The following is a 26,323-nucleotide window of genomic DNA, read 5'->3' as shown; positions in this document are numbered from 1 at the left end:
GGCACTTTTGGGGATGCCGCCGGTGAGGTAAAGCTTAGATCCCGAACCGGTCGCGCAGCGAGTAGTACACGGCACCAAGAGCGGTCAACGGTGCCGAGAAGGTGCGCCCGCCGATCATCGGCATGTGCGGCAAGGAGGCGAAGGCGTCGAAACGCTCGGCATCGCCACGGATCATTTCCGAGATCAGTTTTCCGGCCAGGTGCGAGCAGGTGACGCCATGGCCGCTGTAGCCCTGCATGTAGTAGGCGTTTTTCTCGATACGGCCGAATTGCGGCATGCGCGACATGGTCAGCAGGAAGTTGCCGGTCCAGCGGTAGTCGATCTTCACGTCCTTGAGTTGCGGGAAGGTCTTGAGGATTTTCGGCCGGATCAGTTGTTCGATGTCGTCCGGTTCACGTGCGCCGTAGACCACGCCGCCGCCGTAGAGCAAGCGGTTGTCGGCCGTCAGGCGGTAGTAGTCGAGCAGGTAGTTGCAGTCTTCGACGCAGTAGTTGTTGCTGATCAGGCTCTTGGCCTGCTGCTTCGACAACGGCTCGGTGACGACGATTTGCGACCCGCACGGCATGCTTTTGCTGGTCACGCGATTGTCGAGGCCCTGGGGCAGGTAGGCGTTACCGGCGATCAGCAGGTACTTGGCCTTCACCAGGCCTTTGGCAGTGCGCACGGTGATTGGCTCGCCGTAGGTGATTTCCACTGCCGCCGATTGCTCGTAGATCTTGCCGCCCAGGCCAATGATCGCCGAGGCCTCACCAAGGGCCAGGTTCAGCGGGTGAATGTGCCCGCCCTGCATGTCCAGCAAACCACCGACGTAGGCGTCGGAACCGACTTCGCGCCTGATGTCTGCACTGTCGAGCATTTTCAGGTTCTTGTTGCCGTAGCGCTCCCAGCTTTTCTTCTGCTCGGCCAGGCCTTTGAGCTGCTTCTTGTTCATCGCCGCGAAGATGCCGCCAGGACGGTAATCGCACTGGATGTCGTAGTGCTGTATGCGCTGACGGATGATGTCGGCGCCTTCGAAAATCATGCTGCCGAGGACCTCGGCGGTCTTGTCGCCATAGCGTTCTTCGATGACATCGACGTCGCGGCTGTAGGAGTTGACCAGTTGACCGCCGTTGCGACCGCTGGCGCCGAAGCCGACTTTGGCGGCTTCGAGCACGGTCACGCTGTAGCCCGCTTCGGCGAGGAACAGGGCCGAGGACAGGCCGGTGTAGCCGGCACCGATCACGCAGACGTCGCAGTCCACAGCGCCTTCGAGCACCGGGAAATCGCCGGTGAAGTTGCGGGTGGCGGCGTAGTAGCTGTTTACATGTGTCTGTTTCATAGATTTCTCCGATGGTCGCCGCAGAGCCGGCGACCGCCGCTTATAAAGGTGTCAGAGCTTGATCCAGGTCGCTTTGAGTTCGGTGTACTTATCGAACGCGTGCAGCGACTTGTCGCGACCGTTGCCCGATTGCTTGAACCCGCCGAACGGCGCGGTCATGTCGCCGCCGTCGTACTGGTTGACCCAGACGCTGCCAGCGCGCAAGCCACGGGCGAAGGTGTGGGCCTTGCTCAGGTTGCTGGTCCATACGCCGGCGGCCAAACCGTAGATGCTGTCGTTGGCGATTTGCAGCGCTTGTTGCTCGCTGTCGAAGGTGATCACCGACAACACCGGGCCGAAGATTTCTTCCTGGGCGATGGTCATGGCGTTGGTCACGCCGTCGAAAATCGCCGGTTCCACGTACAGGCCGCCGGTGTCTTCGAGGGTGCGGCTGCCGCCGGCGATCAGTTGACCGCCCTGCTGCTTGCCGACTTCGATGTAGCGCAATACGTTTTCCAGTTGACGCTGGTCGACGACCGCGCCGACGGTGGTCGCAGGATCAAGGGCGTGGCCCGGTTTCCAGGCTTGCAGGGCCTCTACCAGCAATGGAATGAACTGCTCGCGAATCGAGCGCTCCACCAACAAACGCGAGCCGGCGGTGCAGACCTCACCCTGGTTGAAGGCAATGGCGCCGGCGGCGGCCTGCGCTGCGGCGCGCAAGTCCGGCGCATCGGCGAACACCACGTTGGCGCTCTTGCCACCGGCTTCAGCCCAGACGCGCTTCATGTTGCTTTGCCCGGCGTAGATCATCAGCTGCTTGGCAATCGCCGTGGAGCCGGTGAAGGCCAGCACGTCGACGTCCATGTGCAGCGCCAAAGCCTTGCCGACGGTGTGACCGAAACCCGGCAAAACGTTGAACACACCTTTGGGAATACCGGCGTCGAGTGCCAGCTGCGCAATGCGGATCGCGGTCAGCGGTGACTTTTCCGAAGGCTTGAGGATGAACGAATTACCCATCGCCAGGGCCGGGGCGAATTTCCAGCTGGCCATGATCAGCGGGAAGTTCCACGGCACGATGGCCGCTACTACGCCAGCCGCTTCGCGAGTCACCAGGCCAAGCTGATCGTGGGGCGTGGCGGCGACTTCGTCGTAGATCTTGTCGATGGCCTCGGCGGTCCAGCGGATCGCATTGGCGGTAGCCGGGATGTCGATGCCCATGGAGTCGCTGATCGGCTTGCCCATGTCGAGGGTTTCGAGCAGCGCCAGTTCTTCCCGGTTGGCCAGGATCAGGTCGGCGAAGCGGATCAGGATGCGCTTGCGCTCGGCTGGGGCCAGTTGGGACCACACGCCGGATTCGAAGGTGCGGCGCGCCACCGCGACCGCGGCGTTGGCGTCGGCTTCGTCGGTGCTGGCGACGTTTGCCAGGAATCGCCCGTCCACCGGGCTCATGCATTCGAACGTCGCGCCGCTGGCGGCTGCGCAGTATTGGCCGTCGATGAATGCCCGACCTTCAATGGATAAGGACTGGAAGCGTTGCTCCCAGTCGCTGCGAGTGTTTGTCATTGTTTTGACTCGACGCAGGGGAAAATTGGGGTGTGTCTGGTTCATTTGTTCGGCTTGGGATCCGGCCCTCACCCTAGCCCTCCCGAAACGTCGGACCGCCCATAGGGAGAGGGGACTGACCGAGGGGTCTCGGGATCTCCCGCGACCTGAGCGACCGAGTCGAATATGGACTCGGTAGAACAGCTTCACGTCGCGGGATTTCACGAGCATCACGGTTCCCCTCTTCCCTTGGCGGAAGGGACTGACCGAGCTGCCTCAAGGCATGCTGCGACCTGATCCACCGAGTCGACTATGGATTCGGCACAAAAGGTTCAGGTCGCAGGATTTCCCGAGCATCCCCGGATCAGTCCCCTCTCCCCCGGGGAGAGGGTTAGGGTGAGGGGCTTTTCAAATATCAAACGGTATGCAAATACCAGTTGTACTCAAGGTCCGAGATGGAGTTCTCGAACTCGGCCAGCTCGCTTTCCTTACAAGCCACAAACACATCGATGTACATCGGGTCGATGTATTTGGCCATGACTTCGCTGTCGTCCAGCTCACGCAAAGCATCGCGCAGGTTGTTGGGCAGGCTCTGCTCGTTCTGCTCGTAGCTGTTGCCTTCCACCGGAGCGCCCGGCTCGATCTTGTTGGTGAGGCCGTGGTGCACACCGGCCAATACCGAAGCCATCAGCAAGTACGGGTTGGCATCGGCACCGGCCACGCGGTGCTCAATGCGCACGGCGTCCGGCGAGCCAGTCGGCACACGTACCGCCACGGTACGGTTGTCGATGCCCCAGCTCGGCGAGTTCGGCACGTAGAACTGTGCGCCGAAACGACGGTAGGAGTTGACGTTCGGGCAGAGGAACGCCATCTGCGCCGGCAGGGTCTCGAGCACACCGCCGATCGCGTGTCGCAGCGCGGCGTTCTGCTCGGGATCCTCGCTGGCAAAGATGTTGTTGCCTTCCTTGTCGAGAATCGAAATGTGCACGTGCAGACCATTACCTGCCTGGCCCGGGTACGGCTTGGCCATGAAGGTGGTGTCCATCTCGTGGTCGTAGGCGATGTTCTTCACCAGACGCTTGAGCAGGACTGCATAGTCGCAAGCCTTTATAGGGTCGGATACGTGGTGCAGGTTAACTTCGAACTGCGCCGGGGCGCTTTCCTTGACGATGGCGTCAGCAGGAATGCCCTGCTCTTTCGCGCCTTCGAGAATGTCTTGCAGGCAATCGACGTATTCGTCGAGGTCGTCGATGAGGTACACCTGGGTCGACATCGGACGCTTGCCGGACACCGGCGAACGTGGCGACTGCGGACGACCGTTCACGTTGTCCTGGTCGATCAGGTAGAACTCCAGCTCGAACGCGGCGCAGATGGTCAGGCCCAGATCGTCGAACTTGCGCACGACATTGGCCAGCACTTCACGCGGGTCGGCGAAGAACGGCTGGCCTTCGATTTCGTGCATGGTCATCAGCAGTTGCGCGGTTGGGCGCTTCTGCCAAGGCTCGATGCTCAGGGTGCCGGGGATCGGATAGCAGATCCGGTCGGCATCGCCGATGTCCAGGCCCAGGCCGGTGCTTTCCACGGTGGAGCCATTGATGTCCAGCGCAAACAGCGACGCCGGCAGGTTGATGCCTTTCTCGTAAACCTTATGAAGACTGGTGCGCTCGATGCGCTTGCCGCGCACCACACCGTTCATATCCGCAATCAGAAGGTCGACGTACAAAACCTCAGGATATTTCTTAAGGAATGCGTTTGCTTCGTTGAGTTGAACGGTACGCAGAGGGACCGACATGATGCACCTATTTTTTACTGTTAATTATTATGTTCACCGCCCTTTCACGCAGCCAGTCAATCCGAAAGGCAAAGTGAAGTCAATAGCGAACACTTGGCCTTTCAACGTTTATTTTAGGGCCTCCCAGAGACACTAGAGTGCCAGATCATCCCTGGAACACAGGTAAATCCTCAGCTTCAGCCGTTCGCCGTTTAGAATTTTTTACATGAGAGTTGTTAATTAAAATCAACAAGGCTAAGCTCCGGAAAAGCTCGTTCAAGTGTGAAACTTCGAGGTGATAAAAATGGCACTCAAGCCATTGATCGGCGTTACTGCATGCGTCAAACAGATTGGCCTGCACCCCTACCATGTCAGCGGCGACAAGTATTTGCGTGCTGTCAGCGTTGCGGCACTGGGGCTGCCAGTCGTCATTCCTTCCCTGGCTGAACTGACCGAAATCGAGGATCTGCTGCCGCAGCTCGATGGTCTGTTGCTGACCGGCTCGCCGTCGAACGTGGAACCCTTCCACTATCAAGGCCCCGCCAGTGCCCCCGGCACGGATCACGATCCGGCGCGGGATGCCACCACCCTGCCCCTGATCCGCGCCGCGATTGCTGCTGGCGTTCCGGTACTCGGCATCTGCCGTGGCTTTCAGGAAATGAACGTGGCCTTCGGTGGCAGCCTGCATCAGAAAGTCCACGAAGTGCCGGGCTACCTCGATCATCGCGAGGCCGATCACCCGGAACTGGCGGTGCAATACGCACCCGCGCATGCGGTCAACGTGCAGCCCGGTGGCGTGTTCGAAGCGCTGGACCTGCCGGCGGTGTTCCAGGTGAACTCGATTCACAGCCAGGGTATCGACCGCCTCGCTCCCGGCCTGCGTGCCGAAGCGGTCGCGCCCGATGGCTTGATCGAAGCGATTTCGGTGGAGCAAAGCAAGGCTTTCGCCCTCGGCGTGCAGTGGCACCCGGAATGGCAGGTGCTGGACAACCCTGCTTACCTGCAGATTTTCCAGGCGTTTGGTGAAGCATGCCGACAACGGGCGGCCCTGCGGCACTCGCGCTGACGACCCGGTAATCCTATTCAACGATTAACTGCCCCCGCGAGCGGGCAGGCGCCTTCGCGCGTCCCGCTCGCGACAGCTAAACCCTGCGATAACAACAAGCACTACCCGGCAGCCAGGACGGCGGCGCCGAATGAACCCGAGCCGACGGGGCTTCCCTGTAGGAACTGGCTTGTGTGGCGAGGGGGCTTGCCCCCGTTCGATTGCAAAGCAATCGTGAATCGGTCAGCGCGTGCTACTTCACGGCGTCGACTGATTTCAGGGGCGCTTCGCTCCCCAACGGGGGCAAGCCCCCTCGCCACACAAGCCGACTCCTGCTGGGAGCGCGGTTGAATTGACCGGTACCGTCCGGCTCGGGTTTGCAATCAACTATTAAGCCGGGCCGCGTTGGCCTGGCGACTGAAACCTGTTGGGAGTTTCACATGGCAAACGCCTCCAGCATTTACAGGAAGGCTCTTGAAGGTCACCAGGCACCGAAAAAGGTGCTGGTGAAAGTCGATCGCGTCACCAAGAAGTTCGACGAGACCACTGCGGTGGACGATGTCTCCCTGGAGATCCATCAGGGTGAAATCTTCGCCCTGCTCGGTGGTTCCGGCTCAGGCAAGTCGACCCTGTTGCGCATGCTCGCAGGTTTCGAACGTCCGACCGAGGGGCGAATCCTGCTTGATGGTGTCGACATCACCGACATGCCGCCGTACGAACGACCGATTAACATGATGTTCCAGTCCTACGCACTGTTCCCCCACATGACAGTGGCGCAGAACATCGCCTTTGGCCTCAAGCAGGACCGTTTGCCTGCCAGCGAGATCGACGCCCGCGTCGACGAAATGCTGCGCTTGGTGCACATGACCCAATACGCCAAACGCAAACCCCATCAACTCTCCGGCGGTCAGCGCCAGCGTGTGGCCCTGGCCCGCTCCCTGGCCAAGCGACCGAAGTTGTTGCTGCTCGACGAGCCAATGGGTGCGCTGGATAAAAAACTGCGCTCGCAAATGCAACTTGAGCTGGTCGAGATTATCGAGCGCGTCGGCGTGACCTGCGTGATGGTGACCCACGACCAGGAAGAAGCCATGACCATGGCGCAGCGCATCGCGATCATGCACCTGGGCTGGATCGCCCAGATCGGCAGCCCGGTGGACATTTATGAAGCGCCGGTCAGCCGCATGGTCTGCGAGTTCATCGGCAACGTGAACGCCTTCGACGGCACGGTGATCGAGGACCTGGAAGGTCACGCGATCATCCACAGCAAGGACCTGGAACAGAAGATCTACGTCGGCCACGGCGTCAGTACTTCGGTGCAGGACAAGTCGATCACCTATGCCATCCGTCCGGAAAAACTGCTGGTCAGCACCGTCAAGCCGGAGCAACGCTACAACTGGTCCAGCGGCAAGGTGCATGACATTGCCTACCTCGGCGGCCACTCAGTGTTCTACGTCGAACTGCCCGGCGGCAAGATCGTCCAGTCGTTCATGGCCAACGCCGAACGCCGTGGTGCACGTCCGACCTGGGACGACCAGGTCTACGTGTGGTGGGAAGACGACAGTGGCGTGGTACTGCGCGCATGAAAACCTTCAATCAGCAATTCCTCAGGCTGGTCCCCAGCGGGCGCAAGTTCGTCATCGGTATTCCGTTCCTGTGGCTGTGCCTGTTCTTCCTGTTGCCGTTCTTCCTGGTGATGAAGATCAGCTTCTCGGAAGCGGCCCTGGCCATTCCGCCCTACTCGGAGATCTACACCTACGCCGAGCAGAAATTCCAGCTGTTGCTCAACATCGGCAACTACACCTTGCTCGGCGAAGATGAGCTGTATCTCTCTGCCTACCTGGGTTCGTTGAAGGTCGCGCTGTTCAGTACGCTGATGTGCCTGGTGCTCGGCTTTCCGATGGCCTACGCCATTACCAAGGCCAGCAAGGAAGCGCAGAACGTGCTGATGCTGCTGATCATGATGCCGACCTGGACCGCGATCCTGATCCGCGTCTACGCGTGGATGGGCATCCTCAGCAACAACGGGCTGCTCAACGGCTTCCTGATGTGGACCGGGCTGACGTCGCACCCGATCGAGATCCTCAACACCAACACCGCCGTCTATATAGGCGTGGTGTATGCCTACCTGCCGTTCATGGTGCTGCCGCTGTACGCCAACCTGGTCAAGCATGACCAAAGCCTGCTGGAGGCTGCGTCGGATCTGGGTTCGAGCACCTTCAACAGCTTCTGGAAAATCACCGTGCCGCTGGCCAAGAACGGCATCATCGCCGGTTGCATGCTGGTGTTCATCCCGGTGGTCGGTGAGTTCGTGATTCCGGAACTGCTGGGCGGCCCGGAAACCCTGATGATCGGCCGCGTGCTGTGGCAAGAGTTCTTCAACAACCGCGACTGGCCGGTGGCGTCCGCCCTGGCAGTGGTGATGCTGTTGATCCTGATTGTGCCGATTCTGCTGTTCAACCGCAGCCAGGCTAAAGAAATGGAGGCACGGGGATGAAACGTTTCGGGTTCTCAAAATTGATGCTGGTGCTCGGCCTGTCGTTTATCTACCTGCCGATGCTGATCCTGGTGATCTACTCGTTCAACGCCTCGAAGCTGGTGACGGTGTGGGGTGGCTGGTCGTTCAAGTGGTACGCCGGCCTGCTCGACAACACACAACTGATGGGCTCGGTGCTGCGCTCGCTGGAAATCGCCTGCTACACCGCGATTGCCGCCGTCGCACTGGGGACGCTGGCCGCGTTCGTCCTGACCCGCGTCACGCGCTTCAAGGGCCGCACGCTGTTCGGTGGCCTGGTCACCGCGCCGCTGGTGATGCCCGAGGTGATCACCGGTCTGTCGCTATTGCTGCTGTTCGTGGCCATGGCGCAGTTGATCGGCTGGCCGATGGAGCGTGGCATCGTCACCATCTGGATCGCCCACACCACGTTTTGTGCCGCCTATGTTGCGGTGGTAGTCTCGGCCCGCCTTCGCGAGCTGGACCTGTCCATCGAAGAAGCGGCCATGGACCTGGGTGCGAAGCCATTCAAGGTGTTTTTCCTGATCACCATTCCGATGATCGCGCCGTCACTGGCAGCCGGCGGCATGATGTCCTTCGCCCTGTCGCTGGATGACCTGGTGCTGGCCAGCTTCGTGTCCGGCCCGGGTTCCACGACCCTGCCGATGGAAGTGTTCTCGGCAGTGCGCCTGGGTGTGAAGCCGGAGATCAACGCCGTGGCCAGCCTGATTCTGTTGGCCGTATCGATCGTGACCTTCATGGTCTGGTACTTCAGCCGCCGCGCCGAAGCCAACCGTAAACGGGCGATCCAGGAAGCCATGGACCAGACGGCCAGTGAATCCTGGCAACAACCGAAAAAGCAGATGCAGGAAGCGACGGCCTGAGGTAACTGTGATAAGGGGGGGGGATTGCTGTGGTAAGGGGGCTTTTGTGGCGAGGGGGCTTGCCCCCGTTGGGCTGCGAAGCGGCCCCAAAGCGGTGTTCCATTGACACCGCACTCAGTGGTTTTTACGACTGCTGCGCAGCCGAACGGGGGCAAGCCCCCTCGCCACAAAAGCCCCCTCACCACAGGCAAGCCCCCTTGCCAGAAAAGCCCCCGCTTGCCACAAGTGTTGTGTTCACTGTTGTGTTTTTTGAATAAAAAAGAAATGGAGTTGTACCGATGAAAATGTTTGGCAGGACTCTGCTGACACTGTCCTTATTGGGCGCGATTACCACCGGCGCCCAGGCCAATGACAAGGTTCTGCGCGTCTACAACTGGTCGGACTACATCGCCCCGGACACCGTCAAAAAGTTCGAGGACGAGACGGGCATCCAGGTGACCTACGATGTCTTCGACAGCAACGAAACCCTCGAGGCTCGCCTGCTGGCGGGCAAATCCGGCTACGACATCGTCGTGCCGTCCAACAGCTTCCTGGCCAAGCAGATCAAGGCCGGTGTCTATCAGGAACTGGACAAGTCGAAGCTGTCGAACTGGAAAAACCTCAACCCGGTCCTGCTGAAAAACGCATCGGCCAGCGACCCGGACAATGCCCACGCGATCCCGTACATGTGGGGTTCGATCGGCATCGGCTTCAATCCGCAGAAGGTCAAGGAAGTGCTCAGCGCCGACGCCCCGACCAACTCATGGGACCTGTTGTTCAAGCCGCAGAACGCCGAGAAGCTCAAAGCCTGCGGCATCAGCTTCCTCGATTCGCCGACCGAAATGATCCCGACAGCCCTGCACTACCTGGGCTACCCGGTGAACGACCAGGACAAACAGCACATCGCCGAAGCCGAGGCGCTGTTCATGAAGATTCGTCCGAACGTGGCGTACTTCCATTCCTCGAAATATATCTCGGACCTTGCCAACGGCAACATCTGCGTGGCCGTCGGTTACTCCGGCGACGTGCTGCAGGCCAAGGCTCGCGCCCAGGAAGCCGGGGACAAGGTGAAGATCGACTACAGCATCCCCAAAGAAGGTGCCGCCAGCTTCTACGACATGCTCGCCATCCCGCGCGATGCCGCCAACGTCGACAACGCCTACCTGTTCATGAACTTCCTGATGCGCCCCGACGTGATTGCCGACATCACCAACAATATCGGCTACAGCAACGCCAACGCGGCGGCGACCCCTCTGGTTGACGAAGCGATCCGCAACGATCCGGGCTCTTACCCGCCGCAGGCGGTGATGGCCACGCTCTATGCCGTGCCGGACCAGCCGATTGCCATCCAGCGCATCATGACCCGGGGCTGGACCAAGGTGAAGCTGGGCAAGTAATTCGCACAATAATTGCGCGGTACCTGACGCCCCGATCGCGAGCAGGCTCGCTCCACAGTTTGATCTTCAGTGAACACAAAAAATCATGGCAGGCAAACAATCCCTGTGGGAGCTGGCCCGCCGGCGATGGCGGTGTGTCAGTCACCCTTGATGCTGGATGTGCCGGCCTGCTCGCGAAGAGGCCATCACATACAACAGATACTCGCCCTACCGTTTTCCGTTCCCGCAGCGCCTTACCACCGCTGCCTCTCCTGCAGAAGAACGGCCTCACCTGGCTCCCTCGGTCAAGGTGAAGTTTGGCGCCCTCGGGCGCCTTTTTTATGGCTATCAGGTACAACCAAGCGGCCATTCGGCCAGCGCCCGGTAGCGACCCTTGTGGGATTCGAACAGGGTGAAGCGGTCAGCGCGCAGGAAGAACTCCGGCGGCTCCGAGGATTCCGGCAGCGGCGCGCGAAAGTCACGCATCAGGGTCAGGTGCGGCCGATACTCACGCGGTGTTTCTTCCAGTGCAAACGGCAACATCGCCTGTTCCAGGTCATACACCAGCCGCAGCAATGAAGGTGGCGCCTGCCCCGCCGCCAGCACCAATGCCCCTGCCTTGCGCCAGACATCCAGCCGATCAAGCAACACCGTCAGCGACTCCCCCGGCGTGCGAACCTTTGCCGCGGCAGCGCAGATGTCGGCGATCTGCGCCACGCCGACCGAACCCAGAAATTTCAGGGTCAGGTGAAAGTTCTCCACCGGCACCGGTCGTCCATCGCGCAGATGCAACTCGCCGCGCCATTGAGCGATTGCCCGGCGTTGGCCTGGTGCGCAGTTCAACGCAAAAAACAGGCGTTTAAACGGCTCACGGGATTCCTCGGTCATACCGGTCACCTCCTGGAAAGACACTTGAGTGTACAAAATACATCCGCATCGACAAGCGCATTTCTGGCGCCACCGGGCATGGGCGTTATAGTTCAAAGGTGCCGATAAACTGGAGGGGGCAATGCGACAGATCATCAGCAAAGAGCCATGGTGGGCCACGCCGCCCGAACCCGGCCAGGACGAACTCAAGCTGGACTGGGGCTGGCTGGTGCATTACAGCGAAGGTGAACCGCGCTTCGAATTCATCCGCGAGCGACCGACGGACGACGAAATCCAACAGCGCAAGAGTTGCAGGATCACCCCGGCGCCGGAGTGATCCCAATCAGCCTCAGGCCTGGAGCAGTATGTTGAAACCACCGTACACCATGCGCTGGCCATCGAACGGCATTGGATTGACGTCCGCCTGCATGCGCGGGTCTTCCATCATTTTGTTCATCCCGGCGTCACGGGTGGCCTTGTCCGGCCAGATCAGCCAGCCAAAAGCCACGGTTTCGTCCGCCTTGAGTTTCACCGCCAGGGGAAACGACGTCACCTTGCCATCAGGCACATCGTCACCCCAGCATTCGACGACGCTGAGTGCGCCGTTTTCCTTGAATATCTCGGCGGCAATTGTGGCGTGTTTGAGGTATTGCTCGCGATGGGCGGTAGGTACGGCTGCGATAAAACCATCAACGTAGGACATGAGTGTTCTCCTTGGGTCATGGGGTGTTCTGCTGGTTAGTCGATACGGGTGGACTCCAATCGACAGTACCTGCGTTCAACCCGACCGGCGGTTCGCTACGATCCGCCAGGTTGCCTTCGATCTGCGCCGCCAAATACAACGTGCCGGCCATAACCCCACTGGTCGGGTTTTTCACCAGCTTCATCCAGGCCTTGTCGAACGTGTTGCCCAGGCTGCTGCGGATCAGCGCCTCGCTGTCCGGCCGGTCGTTGGCCCGGATAATCGCGCGAATGGCCGCTACCCCTACCGTGATCAAGCCTCCGGCCAGTTTGCCGGCCGCCGCCGCCACAGCGCTGGCTGCCCCGCGCGGGGCCATTTCGGCCTCTATGCGCTGGCTGGCGCGCTTGGCCACGGGGGCCATGGCGGTGTCGGTGGAATCGACCCCTCTATCGCCACCGGCCTTATGGACCTTGTCGACCAGCGCCGCATAGGCCGGCAACGTGCTCAACGGTTCGGTGCGCACCACCTGATACAACGACGCATCCCGCGCCGGGGGCGGCCCGAGGGCGATAGCGGGGACTTTCTGCAGGCGACCATTTAGCTGGGCCATCGGCACGCCGTGGCGCCGGGAGATTTTTCCCATTTCCTCTTTGAGAATGTCGACATAGAACTCCATCGACTTATTGAGAATCGCGTCGGGGTCGATCTCCAGCGCCGCGGGTGCCAGCACCTTCTCCTGATACGCCTCCAGCAGATACGCCGCCAGTCGCTTGGCCGACGCATCCTGTTCGCCCTGGGAGCTGATGGAGTACCAACTGACCTTCATCGACAGCCATTCCTGGGTCCAGTAACTGCTGAACCAGGGAATGAAGTTCTCTTCGGTGAGCTCATAGACCCGAGTGCGCCAGTAGTCCATGGAGCCACGCGCATAGATGGTTGTCTGCTCGGTGGCCAATTGCGACGCCGCGACAATTTCCCGGTCCACCTGCTGCCAGGTACTGGGCGAAACCACAACCGGCGGCGGTGCCAGCACCTGCGCACGTTCAGGCGTGGCGCAGCCCGCCAATACCACCAACACGGCGACGATCAGCGAACGCAGGTTCAAGATCGTGGTTTCCTGCAGTCTTCACCGCACGGTATGTTCGGTGATCAGAATCTTCTGTTTCAGTATAGGCGCCGGCTTACCGGGCAACGAGCCAGCCGGGACTCCACCCGCGCCCTGGTTTCATCAGCGGCGCGCATTGAGCCCGGGGTGTGCTCCCGTCTGGGCAGCGGTCCGCCGATTGGCTTATAACGTCCTCTGGCTATTGCCGATACCTTTGGCAATATCGACCCCCCAGTCCAGCGCGGCCTCCATGTCCAGCATGTGGGGCTTGGGGTCGTGGTTCTCTTCGATGACCTTGCCGCCCGGCCCGTAGACCCCGATAAACATCCCCAATGACCCGTCGCGCAGGATCTCGGCCTTGACCTCGATCTTGCATCCGTTGGACAACGTCTCCCTGTGGACCAGATGGCGTTCAGTCATCGCTGCATTCCTCCCGTTGCTGGATTCAAAAGCCTATCCGCCATGCTAGCTCAGCCCCCCGAAACGCGCCGATGCGCTGGACCGGAGGGCTTTTCTTGCACAAACGCAATGCCACCTATACTCAGAACCACTTCCCCCATGGGGCCTGCATTTCCAACAATAAAAAGCAGAGGTGGAACATGGTCTGGCAGCAAGTCTACGATCCATTCGGCAACCCGGTGCTTTCAACCCTCATGGCGGCTGTGCCGGTGGTTGTGATGCTGGCAGCCCTGGCTTTCTTTCACGTCAAGGCGCACCTGGCGGCATTGATGGCCCTGGCGTCAGCCCTGCTGATCGCGATCTTCGCTTTCGGCATGCCGGCGGACATGGCCGGCTCTGCAGCCCTGTACGGTGCGGCCAATGGCTTGCTGCCCATCGGCTGGATTGTCTTGAACATCATTTTCCTGCACCGCCTGACCACCGAAAACGGTTCGTTCAAGGTGCTGCAGGATTCCCTGGCACGCATCACCGATGACCGTCGATTGCAGTTGCTGCTGATCGCCTTCTGTTTTGGCGCCTTTTTCGAAGGCGCGGCGGGGTTCGGCACCCCGGTGGCGGTGACCGGGGCCATTCTGATCGGACTGGGCTTTTCACCGCTGGCCGCGTCGGGCCTGGCATTGATCGCCAATACCGCGCCTGTTGCATTCGGTGCGCTGGGCACGCCGATCATTACCCTGGCCAAGGTCACCGGGCTCGATGAAATGGAATTGTCGATGATGGTGGGTCGACAACTGCCGTTCTTCTCGGTGCTGGTGCCGTTCTGGTTGATCTGGGCCTTCGCCGGCTGGCGCAAGATGCTGGAAATCTGGCCGGCCATCCTGGTCGCCGGGGTCAGCTTCGCCATCCCGCAGTTCCTCGTATCCAACTATCACGGGCCGATGCTGGTGGACGTGATTGCTGCGCTGATTTCCATGGCCTGCCTGACCGGTTTCCTTAAAGTCTGGAAGCCCGCCACGGTGCACACCTCAGCGGCGCTTAGCGGGCGAGTCGACAACTCGAAAATCGACGACGAACACGATGAGAAACCCGTAGCCAGTGCAACCTTCGCCAGCGATGCCAAACCGGCGGTGATGCGCGCGTGGATGCCGTGGATCATCCTCACCGTCTTCGTATTCATCTGGGGCACCCAGGGCTTCAAGAATAAATTCGATACTCGCCCGGCGATCGATCCGCAGACCAGCGCCGCCAGGCTTGACCCTCAGGGCAAACCCATGCGTGAAGCCAATCCGGTCTTCGCCCCGGTGCTGACCTTCACCACCATTCACCAGCAAATCGAAAAAGTCCCGCCCGTGGTGCCAGCAGCGAAAACTGAAGAAGCGATCTACAAATTCACCTGGTTTACCTCCACCGGCAGCGGCATCCTGCTGGCGGCGATCGTCGGTGGGTTGCTGATGGGCTACTCCATCCCGCAACTGATTCACCAATACCTGCGAACACTGTGGGTGGTGCGTTTTTCCTTGATCACCATTGTGGCGATGCTTGCCCTGGGCTTTCTCACCCGTTACTCGGGCCTGGACGCCACCATGGGCCTGGCCTTCGCCGCGACGGGGGTCTTCTATCCCATGTTCGGCACCCTGCTCGGCTGGCTCGGCGTGGCCCTGACCGGTTCGGACACGGCCTCCAATGTGCTGTTCGGCGGTTTGCAACGGGTGACGGCCGAACAACTGGGCATCAGCCCTGTCCTGATGGCCGCCGCCAACAGCTCCGGCGGGGTCATGGGCAAGATGGTCGATGCCCAGTCCATCGTGGTCGCCTCCACGGCCACTCGCTGGTACGGCCATGAAGGGGAAATCCTGCGCTACGTATTCTTCCACTCCATTGTGCTGGCGATCCTGGTCGGTGGCCTGGTGACGTTGCAGGCCTACGTCGCACCGTTCAGCCACATGGTGGTAGGCGGGCATTGAGCCTGATTGCGCCACTTTCCACGCCCGGGCCGAATCGCCCGGGCGTGGCATTTTCAGAACGCAATTATTGAATGTTCCCACGCTCGGGCTGACAAATTAGCCATGGACAGCGAAGCGTCCCGGACCAATGATTAACCTCAGTGACATCCTGTGAGTGTCGTGACCAGATGAACATTCTCTACGATGAACGCGTTGACGGCGCACTGCCCGACGTCGACAAAAATGAGCTGTTGCAGGCCCTGCGAACCCGCTTGCCGGACCTGGAAATCCTGCACCAGCAGGAAGAGCTCAAGCCGTACGAATGCGACGGACTGTCCGCTTACCGCACCACGCCCTTGCTGGTGGTGCTGCCCCGGCACCTCGATGAGGTACAGGGCATATTGCGCGTCTGCCATGAGCTGCAGGTGCCCGTGGTCGCCCGGGGTGCCGGTACCGGCTTGTCCGGCGGCGCATTGCCATTGGACAAAGGCGTGCTGCTGGTGATGGCGCGCTTCAATAACATCCTGCACATCGACCCCGCCGCCCGTACTGCGCGGGTCCAGCCGGGGGTGCGCAACCTGGCGATTTCCCAGGCCGCCGCGCCGTTCGGCCTGTATTACGCACCGGACCCTTCCTCACAGATCGCCTGTTCCATCGGCGGCAACGTGGCGGAAAATGCCGGCGGTGTGCATTGCCTGAAATACGGCCTGACCGTGCACAACGTGCTGAAGGTCGACATCCTCACCGTCGAGGGCGAGTACCTGAGCCTGGGCTCCAACGCCCTGGATTCCCCCGGTTTCGATCTGCTGGCGCTGTTCACCGGATCCGAAGGCCTGCTCGGGGTGATTACCGAGGTCACGGTCAAGTTGCTGCCCAAACCCCAGACCGCCAAAGTGCTGCTGGCGGCATTCGACTCCGTGGAAAAAGCTGGCCGTGCGGTCGGCGACATCATTGCCGCGGGTATCATTCCCGGCGGCCTGGAAATGATGGACAACCTGGCCATTCGCGCCGCCGAAGACTTCATCCACGCCGGTTATCCGGTCGACGCCCAGGCCATTCTGCTGTGCGAACTCGACGGCGTTGAAGCTGACGTCCACGACGACTGCGATCGGGTGCGCCAGGTGCTGCTACAGGCGGGCGCCATCGAGGTGCGCCAGGCCAGGGATGAGGCCGAGCGGGTGCGGTTCTGGGCCGGGCGCAAGAATGCCTTCCCGGCAGTGGGCCGCCTTTCTCCGGATTACTACTGCATGGACGGCACCATTCCCCGTCGCGAACTGCCCGGCGTGCTGCAGGCCATTGCCCAACTGTCGGAGCAATACGGCCTGCGGGTGGCCAACGTGTTCCATGCCGGGGACGGCAACATGCACCCGCTGATTCTGTTCGACGCCAATCAACCGGGTGAGCTTGATCGCGCCGAAGCCCTGGGCGGCAAGATACTGGAACTGTGCGTGAAGGTCGGCGGTAGCATCACCGGCGAACATGGGGTGGGCCGGGAAAAGATCAATCAGATGTGCGCCCAGTTCAACAGCGATGAGTTGACGGTATTCCATTCGATCAAGGCCGCTTTCGATCCCGGCGGCTTGCTCAACCCCGGCAAGAACATCCCGACTTTGCACCGCTGCGCCGAATTTGGCGCCATGCACGTGCATGCCGGGCAACTGCCCTTCCCTGAGCTGGAGCGTTTCTGATGCGCGGCGCGGACGATGTCGACGACAGCCTCGTGCTGCTGGAGCAGGTCAATCAGGCGCTGGAAAACGCCACGCCGCTGCGCATTCAGGGCTCCAACAGCAAGGCCTTTCTCGGACGCACCACGGCCGGCGAGATACTCGACACCCGCTCGCACCGTGGCATCGTCAGTTATGACCCGACCGAGTTGGTGATCACCGCCCGCTGCGGCACACCGCTGACGGAACTGGCCGAAGTGCTGGATGCCGCGCAACAGATGCTGCCCTGCGAACCGCCGTCCTTTGGCGACAATGCCACGGTCGGCGGCATGATTGCCTGCGGGCTGTCAGGGCCACGCAGGCCCTGGTCAGGTTCGGTCAGGGACTTCGTCCTCGGCACCCGGGTTATCAGTGGTCAGGGCAAATTATTGCGCCTGGGCGGCGAGGTCATGAAAAACGTCGCCGGCTATGACCTGTCACGCCTGATGGCGGGCAGTTACGGCTGCCTCGGGGTCATCACCGAAGTCTCGCTGAAAGTCCTGCCAAAACCTCGACAGTGCCTGAGCATCAGCCTGGAGATGAACAGTGAGCGTGCCTTGCTGCAGCTGGCGCAATGGGGCCAGCAGCCGCTGCCGATCAGCGCCGCCTGCCACGACGGAGAGCGCCTGCACTTGCGCCTGGAAGGCGGTGAAGGTTCGGTAAAGGCGGCCCATGAACGCCTCGGGGGCCAATGGCTGGAGGATTCGTACTGGGGCGATCTCAACGAGCATCGCTTGAATTTCTTCGATGAAGACCAGCCCCTCTGGCGCCTGTCCCTGCCGCACAACACCCCGCGTCTGTCACTGCCGGGCCGCCAGTTGGTTGACTGGGGTGGCGCCCAGCGCTGGTTGAAATCCGATGCCGAAGCGGCGTTCATTCGCCAGGTGGTCGACGAGGTCGGCGGCCATGTCACCTGCTTCAGCCATGGCCTGTGCGACACCCCGTTTCAGCCGCTACCCCCAACCCTGCTGCGCTATCACCGCAACCTGAAACAGCAACTCGACCCCCGGGGCATTTTCAACCCCGGGCGCCTGTACGCGGAGCTTTGAACCATGCAGACGACCTTGAGTGAACGCGCCAGCCACCTGCCCCGTGCCGCCGAGGCTGAAAGCATCCTGCGCTCCTGCGTGCACTGCGGGTTCTGCAATGCCACTTGCCCGACCTATCAACTGCTGGGTGATGAGCTGGACGGGCCACGGGGGCGAATCTATCTGATCAAGCAGGTGCTCGAAGGCAACGAAGTCACCCATAAGACCCAACAGCACCTGGACCGCTGCCTGTCGTGCCGCAATTGCGAAACCACCTGCCCGTCGGGCGTCGATTACCACAACCTGCTGGATATAGGCCGGGCCGTGGTCGATGCCGCCGTGCCGCGTCCGCTCGGGCAAAGCCTGTTGCGTGAGGGATTGCGCCGCACCGTGCCCCATCCGCAGCTGTTCAAGGGGCTGGTCAGCAGTGGCCAGGTGTTCCGGGCATTGCTGCCCGATGCCCTGCAAAGCAAACTGCCGCGTCATACCTATGCAGCCAAGCCACGCCCGATGACCCACCGTGAACGACAGGTGTTGATGCTCGAGGGTTGCGTGCAACCGGGGCTGTCGCCCAATACCAACGCGGCTGCCGCACGGGTGCTGGATCGCCTTGGGATCGGCGTGACCGCCACTGGCGAAGCCGGTTGCTGCGGCGCCGTGGATTATCACCTCGACGCCCAGGCCACAGGCCTGGATCGTGCTCGCCGCAACATCGACGCCTGGTGGCCGGCCCTTGAAAAAGGTGCCGAGGCGATCGTGCAGACCGCCAGCGGTTGTGGTGCCTTCATCAAGGATTACGGTCATCTGCTGCGTAGCGATCCGGTGTATGCCGACAAGGCCAAAAAAGTCAGTGCACTGGCCAAGGACCTGGTGGAAGTGCTGCGCGACGAGCCGCTGGAGCAACTCGGCATCCACGCCAGCCAGCGCCTGGCGTTTCATTGTCCCTGCACCTTGCAGCATGGGCAGAAACTCGGTGGCGTGGTAGAGGCTTTGCTAAGCCAGTTGGGCTTCAACCTTACGGCCGTTCCCGACGGTCATCTGTGCTGCGGTTCGGCCGGCACCTATTCGCTGACCCAGCCCGAGCTGTCCCGGCAGCTGCGCGACAACAAGCTCAACGCCCTGGAAAGCGGACATCCCGAGGTCATTGTCACGGCCAATATCGGCTGTCAGTCGCACCTTGACGGTGCCGGCCGCACTCCTGTGCGGCACTGGATCGAGCTGGTCGAAGCGGCCATGGCGCAAACCAACCCCGGAGAATCCTGATGAACAGCAAAGCGGTGCTCTGCCAGAGCGAATTCAGGCGGATCCTCGCCGCGGCCCGTGCCGAGGCGCAAAACAATCAATGGCCTGTGACCATTGTGGTGGTCGACGATGGCGGTCACCCACTGGCCCTCGAACGCCTCGACGGCGCCGCGCCCAGCAGCGCCTATATCGCCACTGAAAAGGCCCGCACTGCGGCTCTCGGGCGGCGTGAATCCAAGGGTTATGAAGATATGATCAACGGGGGGCGCTACGCTTTTCTGTCAGCGCCGTTGCTGACTTCGCTGGAAGGTGGCGTGCCGGTTGTCTTCGACGGCCAGGTGATCGGCGCGGTCGGAGTTTCCGGGGTCAAGGCTGAACAGGATGCGCAGGTGGCCAAGGCGGGAGCCCAGTGCTTGAATTGAATAGCCCGCAAATTTGAGCATTCACCACACATCCCTGTGGGAGTCCTGTGGCGATTTTTTTTCGGAACACCGCATCGCCCCGTTGGGCTGCGAAGCAGCCCCGACATCTGCGATGCGCCAAAGCTCTTGTGAGTGCTACGCACTCAAACGGGGGCGAGCCCCCTCGCCACAAGGGCTGCTCCAACAGGAGTTGTATTGCTCAGTGGACCCGCTGACAAGCTATCAACCAGCCGAATAAGGAACCGCAAAGATGACCCGTCTCACTGCGAAAGACTTTGCCCCGCAACTGCTGGAACTCTATGACTACTACGCCCACGGCAAGATAAGCCGACGCGAGTTTCTCGATCGCGCGGCGTTGTTCACCCTGGGTGGATTGACCGCCAGCGCGCTGCTGGCGGCATTGAGCCCCAACTATGCGCTGGCCGAACAGGTCGAATTCACCGATCCAGACATCATTGCCGAATACATCACCTACCCCTCGCCCAAGGGCCACGGCCAGGTTCGCGGTTATCTGGTGCGTCCGGCCAAGACCACCGGAAAAGTGCCGGCGGTGGTGGTCGTGCATGAAAACCGAGGGCTCAACCCGTACATCGAAGATGTCGCCCGGCGGGTGGCCAAGGCCGGGTTAATCGCCCTTGCCCCGGACGGCCTGACGTCGGTCGGCGGTTATCCCGGCAACGATGACAAGGGCCGCGAGCTGCAAGCCAAGGTCGATCCGGAAAAGCTCATGAATGACTTTTTCGCCGCCGTCGAGTGGCTGATGAAACACCCGGCCGGCAACAGCAAAGTCGGCATCACCGGCTTCTGCTACGGCGGTGGTGTGGCCAACGCGGCAGCCGTGGCCTACCCGGAACTGGGCGCCGCCGTGTCGTTTTATGGCCGCCAGCCGACGACAGAGGAAGTCGCCCGGATCAAGGCGCCGGTGATGCTGCACTTTGGCGAACTGGATACGCGCATCAACGAAGGTTGGCCGGCGTATGAACAGGCGCTGAAGGCTGGCGGCAAGACTTATGAGGCCTACATCTACCCTGGATGCAACCACGGTTTTCACAATGATTCGACACCCCGGTATGACGAGGCGGCAGCGAAACTGGCGTGGGAGCGGACGTTGGGGTGGTTCAGAAAGTATCTGGCTTGACCGGATGTCAGGTGGTGTGCAGACCTGCAGGAGCCGGCTTGCTGGCGATGGCGCTTGAGTACGCCATCGCCAGCAAGCCGGCTCCTACGGATGTGGGCAATGGTTACTTCGGCTGCGCGACTGTACGCAGATAGGGCTTGAGGGTCTTGAAGCCATCGGGATATTTCTTTTTCGCATCTTCATCCGACACCGAAGTGGGGATGATCACATCTTCACCCGGCCGCCAGTTCACTGGCGTAGCCACGGTGTGCTTGGCGTTCAGTTGCAGCGAATCGAGCAAACGCAGCACTTCATCGAAGTTGCGCCCGGCGCTCATCGGATAGATCAGCATGGCCTTGATCTTCTTGTCCGGGCCGACGATGAACACCGAACGCACCGTGGCGTTGTCCACCGCCGTGCGCGAGCCACCACTAGCGTTGGGGTGGATCATGTCGTAGAGCTTGGCCACCACCAGGTTTTCGTCGCCGATCAGCGGATAGTTGACCGCACTACCCTGGGTTTCCTCGATATCACCGACCCATTTGTTGTGGTCGCTGACCGGGTCGATACTGAGCCCGAGTACTTTGGTGTTGCGCTGGTCGAATTGCGGCTTGAGCTTGGCCAGGTAGCCCAGCTCCGTGGTGCACACCGGGGTGAAGTCTTTCGGATGGGAGAACAGGATGACCCACTTGTCGCCGATCCATTCATGAAAGCGAATCGTGCCTTCAGTGGTCTCAGCGGTGAAATCCGGCGCTTCGTCGCCAATGCGGATTGCCATGTTCGATCTCCTTGCAGTGATGGACAGGGAAGCCGCCAGCGCTACCGACGGCATGGACGCGAAACAGTATAGGAGAGGATGCCGGACTCGCCGGCCTGCCTCGGCTACCCCACCAGCGCGATCAATTGCTGGCGCTGGGCATCGGTGAGCATCGGGCCAAAACCGGCCCCGGCGTTTTCTGCCATGTAGCGCGGCTTGCCGGTGCCAGGGATAACGCAGGTCACCGCCGAATGCGACAGCAGGAATTTCAGCGCCAGCTGCGGCCAACTCTTGATCCCGACTTGTGCGGCCCAGCCCGGCAGCGGTTTGTCTTTGAGCCGGCCGAGCAAGCCACCGCCACCGAACGGTCGATTGCAGATCACCGCCACCCCTTTCTCGCGGCACAGCGGCAACAGGCGTTTCTCCACAGCGCGATCATCCAGGGCGTAGTTGATCTGCAAAAAATCCACCGGCTCGGCCTTGAGTACCGCCTCCACCTCTTCGTAGGCCGAAGCGGTGTAATGGGTGATGCCGATGTAGCGAATGCGCCCCTCTTCCTTCCATTGGCGCAGGGTCGGCAGGTGGGTTTGCCAGTCCAGCAGGTTGTGGACCTGCATCAAGTCGATGCGATCGGTCTGCAACAGGGCAAAGGACTGTTCCATCTGCGCAATGCCTTCTTCGCGGCCCCGGGTCCACACCTTGGTGGCCAGGAAAGCTGGCGAACGCGGCTCATGGATCGACAGCAGTTCGCCAGTAGTCTGTTCGGCACGACCGTACATCGGCGAGCTGTCGATCACCTTCCCGCCTTTCTCGAACAACGCGCTGAGGACTGCCGGCAGGTCCTTGTAAGCAGGGTCCGATGGCGCTACATCGAAGCCGCGATAGGTGCCCACACCCACCACGGGCAAGGGCTCGTTGCTGGAAGGAATGACTCGGGTCAGCATGGTCTTGCCTCCTGTTCCCGTCGACGGCGCGGTTTGCGCGCCGGCCGGACCGAACGTGAAGACCGCCGAAACACCGGCAGCCAGCGTGAGAACTTCTCTACGGGTGTACCCCTCAGGATGGCTCATAAATCGTTCCTCACCAGTCGATCGGGTTGCGCTTGTTGCGCCTGTCGTCGTGCCAGCCAGAAACACAGCCAGCCCCAGGCCCCGGCAAACGGCAGGACAAACAGCGACACCAGGGCGAAGCCTGCGCCCATTGCCGCCAATCCTGCCGACAACCAACCGCTGGCGGCATCACCGCCGCGATACACCAGGGTTTCGATCACATTCTTGGCTTTGTACTTTTCCTCGCGGCTGACCACCGTCCACAACACCTCGCGCGCCGGGCGCACAATGGCGAACTCCACCGCCCGGCGCAGGCCTTGGGCCAGGGCCACCGTTGTCGGCACGGGCGCCAGGGCCATGGCGGCAAACGCTGCCATCGCCGCCACTGGCAACGCCGCCAGCGCCCCGCCAACGCCAATCAAACGGATCAGCGGTGCCGTCAGCAGCAGCTGACAGATCAAGGTCAGGGCCGATACCAGCAAATCGACGACGGCGAAGAATTGCGTGCGGCTGCCCACATCAGCGTAGCTGCCGGCGACGATTCGTCCCTGCTCGAAATACAACAGGGTCGCGCCGCTGGTGTGCAGGAGCATGAACGCCACCAGCCCCAGCAGATATGGCGAGCGCAGGATCAAAGTGACGCCGGCGAGGATGCTGCCGCCCATACGCCGCTCGTCCAGCACCAGGCTGCCGGATTGCGAGCGGGTTCGCGACAACAGCGCCCGATAGCAGCGCACCGCGATTTCCAACAGCAGCGCCGCCGCGACGGTCAGCGCCACCGGGCCGAGACGGCCGACCATGCTCGCGGCCAGCAACGGCCCGATAAACGTGCCGAGGGTGCCGCCTGCGGCAATGAAACCGAACAGGCGTCGACCCTGTTCGCTGGAAAAACGGTCGACCAGCACGCTCCAGAAAATCGACACGATGAACAGGTTGTAGATGCTGATCCACACGAAAAACACCCGCCCCACGGCCACCGGGGCGATGTGGTTGGCGATCAACAGGCCAAACAGCAACATCGACACGGCGATCAACCGGTAAATCAACGGTACGAAGCGCGTTGCCGGCAGACGCGACGCCAGCGTCCCGAACACCGGTACCATCAGCAACATGACCACAAAGGTGGCGGTGAACAACCACTGCAATTGCCCGGCTCCGCCTTCGAGCCCGAGGGCATCGCGCAAGGGCCGCACCAGGTAATAACTGGCAAGCACGCAGAAATGGAAGGCGAAACCCAGCATCAGGGCCGCTCTTTCGGATGGCAGGACGTTTAGCCATTTTTCCACGCCGGGCATCGGTGCCCTCCTCTTGCGCCAGCGTTTGACTACACTCTGGCAGCGATCACCCTATCTCCGTTGCAAGTCCCGAGTCGTCAATGCGGTCCACTGACGTTAGCCGAATGTCACGCGCCCTGGTGTTAATCGTCGTCATCGTAGCCGCGCTGTATCTGGCGCTGTGCGCTGCGTTGTTCGTGTTTCAGCGTGCGCTGATCTACTTTCCGCAATCGCGCGCCATCGAGGCGCCCGTTACCCTGACGTTGCCGGTCGGCGACGCCCGGGTGCTGGTCTCCGTCAGACCGCACGAGGGCCCCAAGGCACTGATTTATTTTGGTGGCAACGCCGAGGATGTCTCACGCAATCTGCCCGGTTTTGCCCAGGCATTTCCTGATTACGCGGTCTATCTAATGCACTACCGAGGTTTCGGGGGAAGCGCCGGTTCCCCTTCTGAAGAGGCCATTCAACGGGATGCCGTGACCTTGTTCGACCTGGTTCACGCCGAGCATTCACACATTGCCGTGGTCGGTCGCAGTCTGGGCTCGGGGGTGGCGGTGCGCCTTGCCAGCCAACGACCGGCGGCACGCCTGGTGCTGATCACACCGTATAACAGCCTTGAGGAACTGGCCACACGGCAGTTTCGCGGAATTCCCGTGCGGTGGTTGTTGCAGGATAAATTCGAGTCCTGGCGCTATGCCGAACGCATCAAGGTGCCTACGCGGCTGATAGCCGCCGAGCGTGACGAAGTGATCCCTCGCGCCAGCACCGATCGCCTTTACCGCCATTTCGCCAGTGGCGTGGCCTCGCTGCAGGTCATTCCGGGCACGGGGCATAACTCGATCGGCGACAGTCCCGACTACCTGAAAGCGCTCGGAGCCGGGTTGTAAGGAGGGTTACAAAGTCGTGTGCGAGCCTGCTTGCGAGTGCGTCAGCCCTGCCAGCACTGATGCCGGATGTACTGGCCTCATCGCCAGCAGGCTAGCTCCCACAGGGAATCCCGGGCAGCCGCAGATTTGCGGACACTGAAGATCAAATTGTGGGAGCGAGCCTGCTCGCGATAGCGTCAGGCCTGCCAGTATTGATGCGGGATTAGTGTCAACGTGCGCCTCTGCGGTCCGTTTCCCCCTCGCCGTGAACCTTGTGTCGATAGTCCAGTCATATCCCGGCGTTTTCCTGCTCTCTCAACCTTGTCATCTCATCAGAGCTGTCCCCCCATGCGCCAAACTGTCGTTGCCTCGCGCGTTACTTCACTGTGCCTGCTTACCCTGCTTCCCACTCTCGCCAGCCCCGCCCTTGCCGACGCGCAAAGACAGCTGGTGGCAGCCATCAACGACTATAGAGCTCATCCGCAACGCTGCGAACGACGACCGGAACAACGGTTGGCTCCCCTGGCGTTCAATTCCAACCTGGCCTTGCCGATCGGATACGGTGGTGGCCTGCGCGACAGGTTGAAAGCTTCCGGCTATCAGGCGGTGACAGTGCGCAGCATCCGCGTGGTCGGCGCCCGGGATGCCGAAGATGCCTTCGATTTGCTCCAGGACGAGCATTGCACAGCATTGCTCGATAGCCAGTACGCCGACATTGGCGTCAGTCGCGCCGGCAGCCAATGGCAAGTGGTGCTTGCACGGCCGGTGCTCGACGGTAAGACCGGCGATGCGCGAGATGCTGGCAAGGCCCTGCTGGCTCAGGTCAACGCAGCCCGGGCCAGACCACGGTTGTGCGGACGCCAGCGTTTTGCCGCCGCACGCCCGCTGACCTGGAACGCCGCCCTCGGCGCCGCCGCCCAGGGCCACAGCAAGGCCATGGCCGTGGGCAACTATTTCGCCCATCAGGACCCCGACGGCGATATGCCCGCAGACCGGGCCAGGGCCGCCGGTTTCCGGGGACGGCAGATTGGTGAAAACATCGCCGCCGGCCAGGGTTCACCGACCAAGGCCATGGCCGGCTGGCTCGCCAGCCCCGGGCATTGTGCCAACCTGATGAGCCCGATGTTCACCCAGGTCGGTGCAGCTTACGCCGCCGACTCCCGCAGCGACCGCGGCGTTTACTGGACGATGCTGTTCGGCGCGCCATGAGCCAGCACACCTATCTGCAGGACATTAAAAAGCCCGCGCGTGGCGGGCTTTGTAGTGGGAGATAAAGTAGGTGGCCGGTGCTGGTCTCCGGCTTACGAGGTTTATCAGGCCTCCCACAAAAGAGTCGTGTAGCTGTAATGGAACTCTTCTGCTTCACACGGCATAAGGGCTGGATCTCAGCGCGGAGATCTTTCTAACCGTGTACCCTTCGGAGCGCGCCCCACGCGTCCTCGCTATCCTTTTGCGCATCAGTCTGCGTCTTCACCTACAGGTTT

At 61.3% G+C, this 26,323-nt stretch carries 24 protein-coding genes; 14 read left to right on the top strand and 10 right to left on the bottom strand.

Annotated elements, in window-relative coordinates:
- Positions 1–34: 34 nt before the first annotated feature.
- From KW839_RS07075 to KW839_RS07065, 3 genes are all read right to left on the bottom strand, one after another.
- Entirely contained in the window at positions 35–1,318 is a 1,284-nt protein-coding gene (locus KW839_RS07075; RefSeq protein WP_218423843.1) for an FAD-binding oxidoreductase, read from the bottom strand.
- A gap of 51 nt (positions 1,319–1,369) precedes the next feature.
- Entirely contained in the window at positions 1,370–2,860 is a 1,491-nt protein-coding gene (locus tag KW839_RS07070; RefSeq protein WP_218423842.1) for an aldehyde dehydrogenase, read from the bottom strand.
- A 394-nt stretch (positions 2,861–3,254) separates the two neighbouring features.
- Entirely contained in the window at positions 3,255–4,631 is a 1,377-nt protein-coding gene (locus tag KW839_RS07065) for a glutamine synthetase family protein (protein ID WP_060541706.1), read from the bottom strand.
- A gap of 283 nt (positions 4,632–4,914) precedes the next feature.
- Here KW839_RS07065 and KW839_RS07060 point away from each other — a divergent pair, with 283 nt between their 5' ends.
- The 5 genes from KW839_RS07060 (at position 4,915) to KW839_RS07040 (ending at position 10,406) form a co-directional block, all read left to right on the top strand.
- A complete protein-coding gene (locus KW839_RS07060; protein ID WP_218423841.1) occupies positions 4,915–5,676 on the top strand; it encodes a gamma-glutamyl-gamma-aminobutyrate hydrolase family protein in 762 nt (253 codons plus the stop codon).
- Between the two features lie 419 nt (positions 5,677–6,095).
- The gene (locus KW839_RS07055) at positions 6,096–7,238 is read left to right on the top strand and encodes an ABC transporter ATP-binding protein (protein WP_218423840.1); all 1,143 of its coding nucleotides are present in this window, start codon (positions 6,096–6,098) and stop codon (positions 7,236–7,238) included.
- Positions 7,235–8,149: an ABC transporter permease subunit gene (locus KW839_RS07050; protein ID WP_060541709.1), complete on the top strand. Its 915-nt coding sequence runs from the start codon at positions 7,235–7,237 to the stop codon at positions 8,147–8,149. The genes KW839_RS07055 and KW839_RS07050 overlap by 4 nt, the downstream gene beginning before the upstream one ends.
- Positions 8,146–9,030 (top strand): ABC transporter permease subunit, encoded by an 885-nt coding sequence (locus KW839_RS07045; RefSeq protein ID WP_218423839.1) that lies wholly within the window; start codon positions 8,146–8,148, stop codon positions 9,028–9,030. The genes KW839_RS07050 and KW839_RS07045 overlap by 4 nt, the downstream gene beginning before the upstream one ends.
- Before the next feature lie 278 nt (positions 9,031–9,308).
- Entirely contained in the window at positions 9,309–10,406 is a 1,098-nt protein-coding gene (locus KW839_RS07040; RefSeq protein WP_218423838.1) for a polyamine ABC transporter substrate-binding protein, read from the top strand.
- A 327-nt stretch (positions 10,407–10,733) separates the two neighbouring features.
- Here KW839_RS07040 and thpR read toward each other — a convergent pair whose 3' ends face one another.
- On the bottom strand, positions 10,734–11,273 hold the full coding sequence (thpR, locus tag KW839_RS07035; protein WP_060541712.1) for an RNA 2',3'-cyclic phosphodiesterase: 540 nt from the start codon (positions 11,271–11,273) through the stop codon (positions 10,734–10,736).
- A gap of 121 nt (positions 11,274–11,394) precedes the next feature.
- Here thpR and KW839_RS07030 point away from each other — a divergent pair, with 121 nt between their 5' ends.
- Positions 11,395–11,589: a hypothetical protein gene (locus KW839_RS07030; RefSeq protein ID WP_060541713.1), complete on the top strand. Its 195-nt coding sequence runs from the start codon at positions 11,395–11,397 to the stop codon at positions 11,587–11,589.
- A gap of 12 nt (positions 11,590–11,601) precedes the next feature.
- Here KW839_RS07030 and KW839_RS07025 read toward each other — a convergent pair whose 3' ends face one another.
- The 3 genes from KW839_RS07025 to KW839_RS07015 all read right to left on the bottom strand — a co-directional run bounded on the left by KW839_RS07025 (position 11,602) and on the right by KW839_RS07015 (position 13,459).
- A complete protein-coding gene (locus KW839_RS07025) occupies positions 11,602–11,955 on the bottom strand; it encodes a DUF1428 domain-containing protein (protein WP_218423837.1) in 354 nt (117 codons plus the stop codon).
- A gap of 16 nt (positions 11,956–11,971) precedes the next feature.
- On the bottom strand, positions 11,972–13,039 hold the full coding sequence (locus tag KW839_RS07020) for a hypothetical protein (protein ID WP_218423836.1): 1,068 nt from the start codon (positions 13,037–13,039) through the stop codon (positions 11,972–11,974).
- Between the two features lie 183 nt (positions 13,040–13,222).
- Positions 13,223–13,459 carry a hypothetical protein gene (locus KW839_RS07015; protein ID WP_060541716.1) on the bottom strand — a complete coding sequence of 79 codons (237 nt, stop codon included), beginning with the start codon at positions 13,457–13,459 and terminating at the stop codon, positions 13,223–13,225.
- A 179-nt stretch (positions 13,460–13,638) separates the two neighbouring features.
- Here KW839_RS07015 and KW839_RS07010 point away from each other — a divergent pair, with 179 nt between their 5' ends.
- The 6 genes from KW839_RS07010 to yghX all read left to right on the top strand — a co-directional run bounded on the left by KW839_RS07010 (position 13,639) and on the right by yghX (position 20,914).
- A complete protein-coding gene (locus KW839_RS07010; RefSeq protein WP_218423835.1) occupies positions 13,639–15,402 on the top strand; it encodes an L-lactate permease in 1,764 nt (587 codons plus the stop codon).
- Positions 15,403–15,569: 167 nt separating this feature from the next.
- Positions 15,570–17,069, top strand: coding sequence for a glycolate oxidase subunit GlcD (gene glcD, locus KW839_RS07005; RefSeq protein ID WP_218423834.1), 1,500 nt, complete (start codon positions 15,570–15,572; stop codon positions 17,067–17,069).
- Positions 17,069–18,133, top strand: coding sequence for a glycolate oxidase subunit GlcE (gene glcE / locus KW839_RS07000; RefSeq protein WP_060541719.1), 1,065 nt, complete (start codon positions 17,069–17,071; stop codon positions 18,131–18,133). Before glcD ends, glcE begins: the two co-directional genes overlap by 1 nt.
- 3 nt (positions 18,134–18,136) lie before the next feature.
- The gene (gene glcF, locus KW839_RS06995) at positions 18,137–19,375 is read left to right on the top strand and encodes a glycolate oxidase subunit GlcF (protein WP_218423833.1); all 1,239 of its coding nucleotides are present in this window, start codon (positions 18,137–18,139) and stop codon (positions 19,373–19,375) included.
- Entirely contained in the window at positions 19,375–19,776 is a 402-nt protein-coding gene (locus KW839_RS06990) for a heme-binding protein (RefSeq protein ID WP_218423832.1), read from the top strand. The genes glcF and KW839_RS06990 overlap by 1 nt, the downstream gene beginning before the upstream one ends.
- Before the next feature lie 250 nt (positions 19,777–20,026).
- Entirely contained in the window at positions 20,027–20,914 is an 888-nt protein-coding gene (gene yghX, locus KW839_RS06985) for a YghX family hydrolase (RefSeq protein ID WP_218423831.1), read from the top strand.
- Between the two features lie 103 nt (positions 20,915–21,017).
- Here the strand turns inward: yghX and KW839_RS06980 are convergent, their stop codons facing one another.
- The 3 genes from KW839_RS06980 to KW839_RS06970 all read right to left on the bottom strand — a co-directional run bounded on the left by KW839_RS06980 (position 21,018) and on the right by KW839_RS06970 (position 23,994).
- Complete coding sequence (locus tag KW839_RS06980; protein WP_060541723.1) at positions 21,018–21,671, bottom strand: peroxiredoxin; 654 nt, start codon at positions 21,669–21,671, stop codon at positions 21,018–21,020.
- Between the two features lie 104 nt (positions 21,672–21,775).
- A complete protein-coding gene (locus KW839_RS06975) occupies positions 21,776–22,720 on the bottom strand; it encodes an aldo/keto reductase (RefSeq protein ID WP_177336969.1) in 945 nt (314 codons plus the stop codon).
- Positions 22,717–23,994 carry an NTP/NDP exchange transporter gene (locus tag KW839_RS06970; protein ID WP_218423830.1) on the bottom strand — a complete coding sequence of 426 codons (1,278 nt, stop codon included), beginning with the start codon at positions 23,992–23,994 and terminating at the stop codon, positions 22,717–22,719. Before KW839_RS06970 ends, KW839_RS06975 begins: the two co-directional genes overlap by 4 nt.
- Before the next feature lie 80 nt (positions 23,995–24,074).
- On the opposite strand from KW839_RS06970, the gene KW839_RS06965 reads away from it, so the two are divergent.
- Together KW839_RS06965 and KW839_RS06960 are read left to right on the top strand one after the other, a co-directional pair.
- Positions 24,075–24,860: an alpha/beta hydrolase gene (locus KW839_RS06965; protein ID WP_218423829.1), complete on the top strand. Its 786-nt coding sequence runs from the start codon at positions 24,075–24,077 to the stop codon at positions 24,858–24,860.
- A 327-nt stretch (positions 24,861–25,187) separates the two neighbouring features.
- Complete coding sequence (locus tag KW839_RS06960; RefSeq protein ID WP_218423828.1) at positions 25,188–26,048, top strand: CAP domain-containing protein; 861 nt, start codon at positions 25,188–25,190, stop codon at positions 26,046–26,048.
- Positions 26,049–26,323 lie beyond the last annotated feature (275 nt).

Origin of the sequence: Pseudomonas sp. PDM31 (assembly GCF_019218965.1) — a bacterium.
Lineage (GTDB): Bacteria > Pseudomonadota > Gammaproteobacteria > Pseudomonadales > Pseudomonadaceae > Aquipseudomonas.
Note: the sequence above shows the minus strand (reverse complement) of the source record. Positions and strands in the feature narration are given on the sequence as shown.

Bases quoted from the DNA above. Each gene is read 5' to 3' on its own strand.
- KW839_RS07075 (WP_218423843.1), bottom strand. From the start codon at position 1,318: ATGAAACAGACACATGTAAACAGCTACTACGCCGCCACCCGCAACTTC.
- glcD (WP_218423834.1), top strand. From the start codon at position 15,570: ATGAACATTCTCTACGATGAACGCGTTGACGGCGCACTGCCCGACGTC.
- KW839_RS07055 (WP_218423840.1), top strand. From the start codon at position 6,096: ATGGCAAACGCCTCCAGCATTTACAGGAAGGCTCTTGAAGGTCACCAG.
- KW839_RS07040 (WP_218423838.1), top strand. From the start codon at position 9,309: ATGAAAATGTTTGGCAGGACTCTGCTGACACTGTCCTTATTGGGCGCG.
- KW839_RS06975 (WP_177336969.1), bottom strand. From the start codon at position 22,720: ATGAGCCATCCTGAGGGGTACACCCGTAGAGAAGTTCTCACGCTGGCT.
- KW839_RS07010 (WP_218423835.1), top strand. From the start codon at position 13,639: ATGGTCTGGCAGCAAGTCTACGATCCATTCGGCAACCCGGTGCTTTCA.
- KW839_RS07030 (WP_060541713.1), top strand. From the start codon at position 11,395: ATGCGACAGATCATCAGCAAAGAGCCATGGTGGGCCACGCCGCCCGAA.
- KW839_RS07060 (WP_218423841.1), top strand. From the start codon at position 4,915: ATGGCACTCAAGCCATTGATCGGCGTTACTGCATGCGTCAAACAGATT.
- glcF (WP_218423833.1), top strand. From the start codon at position 18,137: ATGCAGACGACCTTGAGTGAACGCGCCAGCCACCTGCCCCGTGCCGCC.
- KW839_RS06965 (WP_218423829.1), top strand. From the start codon at position 24,075: ATGCGGTCCACTGACGTTAGCCGAATGTCACGCGCCCTGGTGTTAATC.
- KW839_RS07045 (WP_218423839.1), top strand. From the start codon at position 8,146: ATGAAACGTTTCGGGTTCTCAAAATTGATGCTGGTGCTCGGCCTGTCG.
- glcE (WP_060541719.1), top strand. From the start codon at position 17,069: ATGCGCGGCGCGGACGATGTCGACGACAGCCTCGTGCTGCTGGAGCAG.
- KW839_RS07015 (WP_060541716.1), bottom strand. From the start codon at position 13,459: ATGACTGAACGCCATCTGGTCCACAGGGAGACGTTGTCCAACGGATGC.
- KW839_RS07025 (WP_218423837.1), bottom strand. From the start codon at position 11,955: ATGTCCTACGTTGATGGTTTTATCGCAGCCGTACCTACCGCCCATCGC.
- yghX (WP_218423831.1), top strand. From the start codon at position 20,027: ATGACCCGTCTCACTGCGAAAGACTTTGCCCCGCAACTGCTGGAACTC.
- KW839_RS07065 (WP_060541706.1), bottom strand. From the start codon at position 4,631: ATGTCGGTCCCTCTGCGTACCGTTCAACTCAACGAAGCAAACGCATTC.
- KW839_RS06990 (WP_218423832.1), top strand. From the start codon at position 19,375: ATGAACAGCAAAGCGGTGCTCTGCCAGAGCGAATTCAGGCGGATCCTC.
- KW839_RS06980 (WP_060541723.1), bottom strand. From the start codon at position 21,671: ATGGCAATCCGCATTGGCGACGAAGCGCCGGATTTCACCGCTGAGACC.
- thpR (WP_060541712.1), bottom strand. From the start codon at position 11,273: ATGACCGAGGAATCCCGTGAGCCGTTTAAACGCCTGTTTTTTGCGTTG.
- KW839_RS06960 (WP_218423828.1), top strand. From the start codon at position 25,188: ATGCGCCAAACTGTCGTTGCCTCGCGCGTTACTTCACTGTGCCTGCTT.
- KW839_RS07070 (WP_218423842.1), bottom strand. From the start codon at position 2,860: ATGACAAACACTCGCAGCGACTGGGAGCAACGCTTCCAGTCCTTATCC.
- KW839_RS07050 (WP_060541709.1), top strand. From the start codon at position 7,235: ATGAAAACCTTCAATCAGCAATTCCTCAGGCTGGTCCCCAGCGGGCGC.
- KW839_RS06970 (WP_218423830.1), bottom strand. From the start codon at position 23,994: ATGCCCGGCGTGGAAAAATGGCTAAACGTCCTGCCATCCGAAAGAGCG.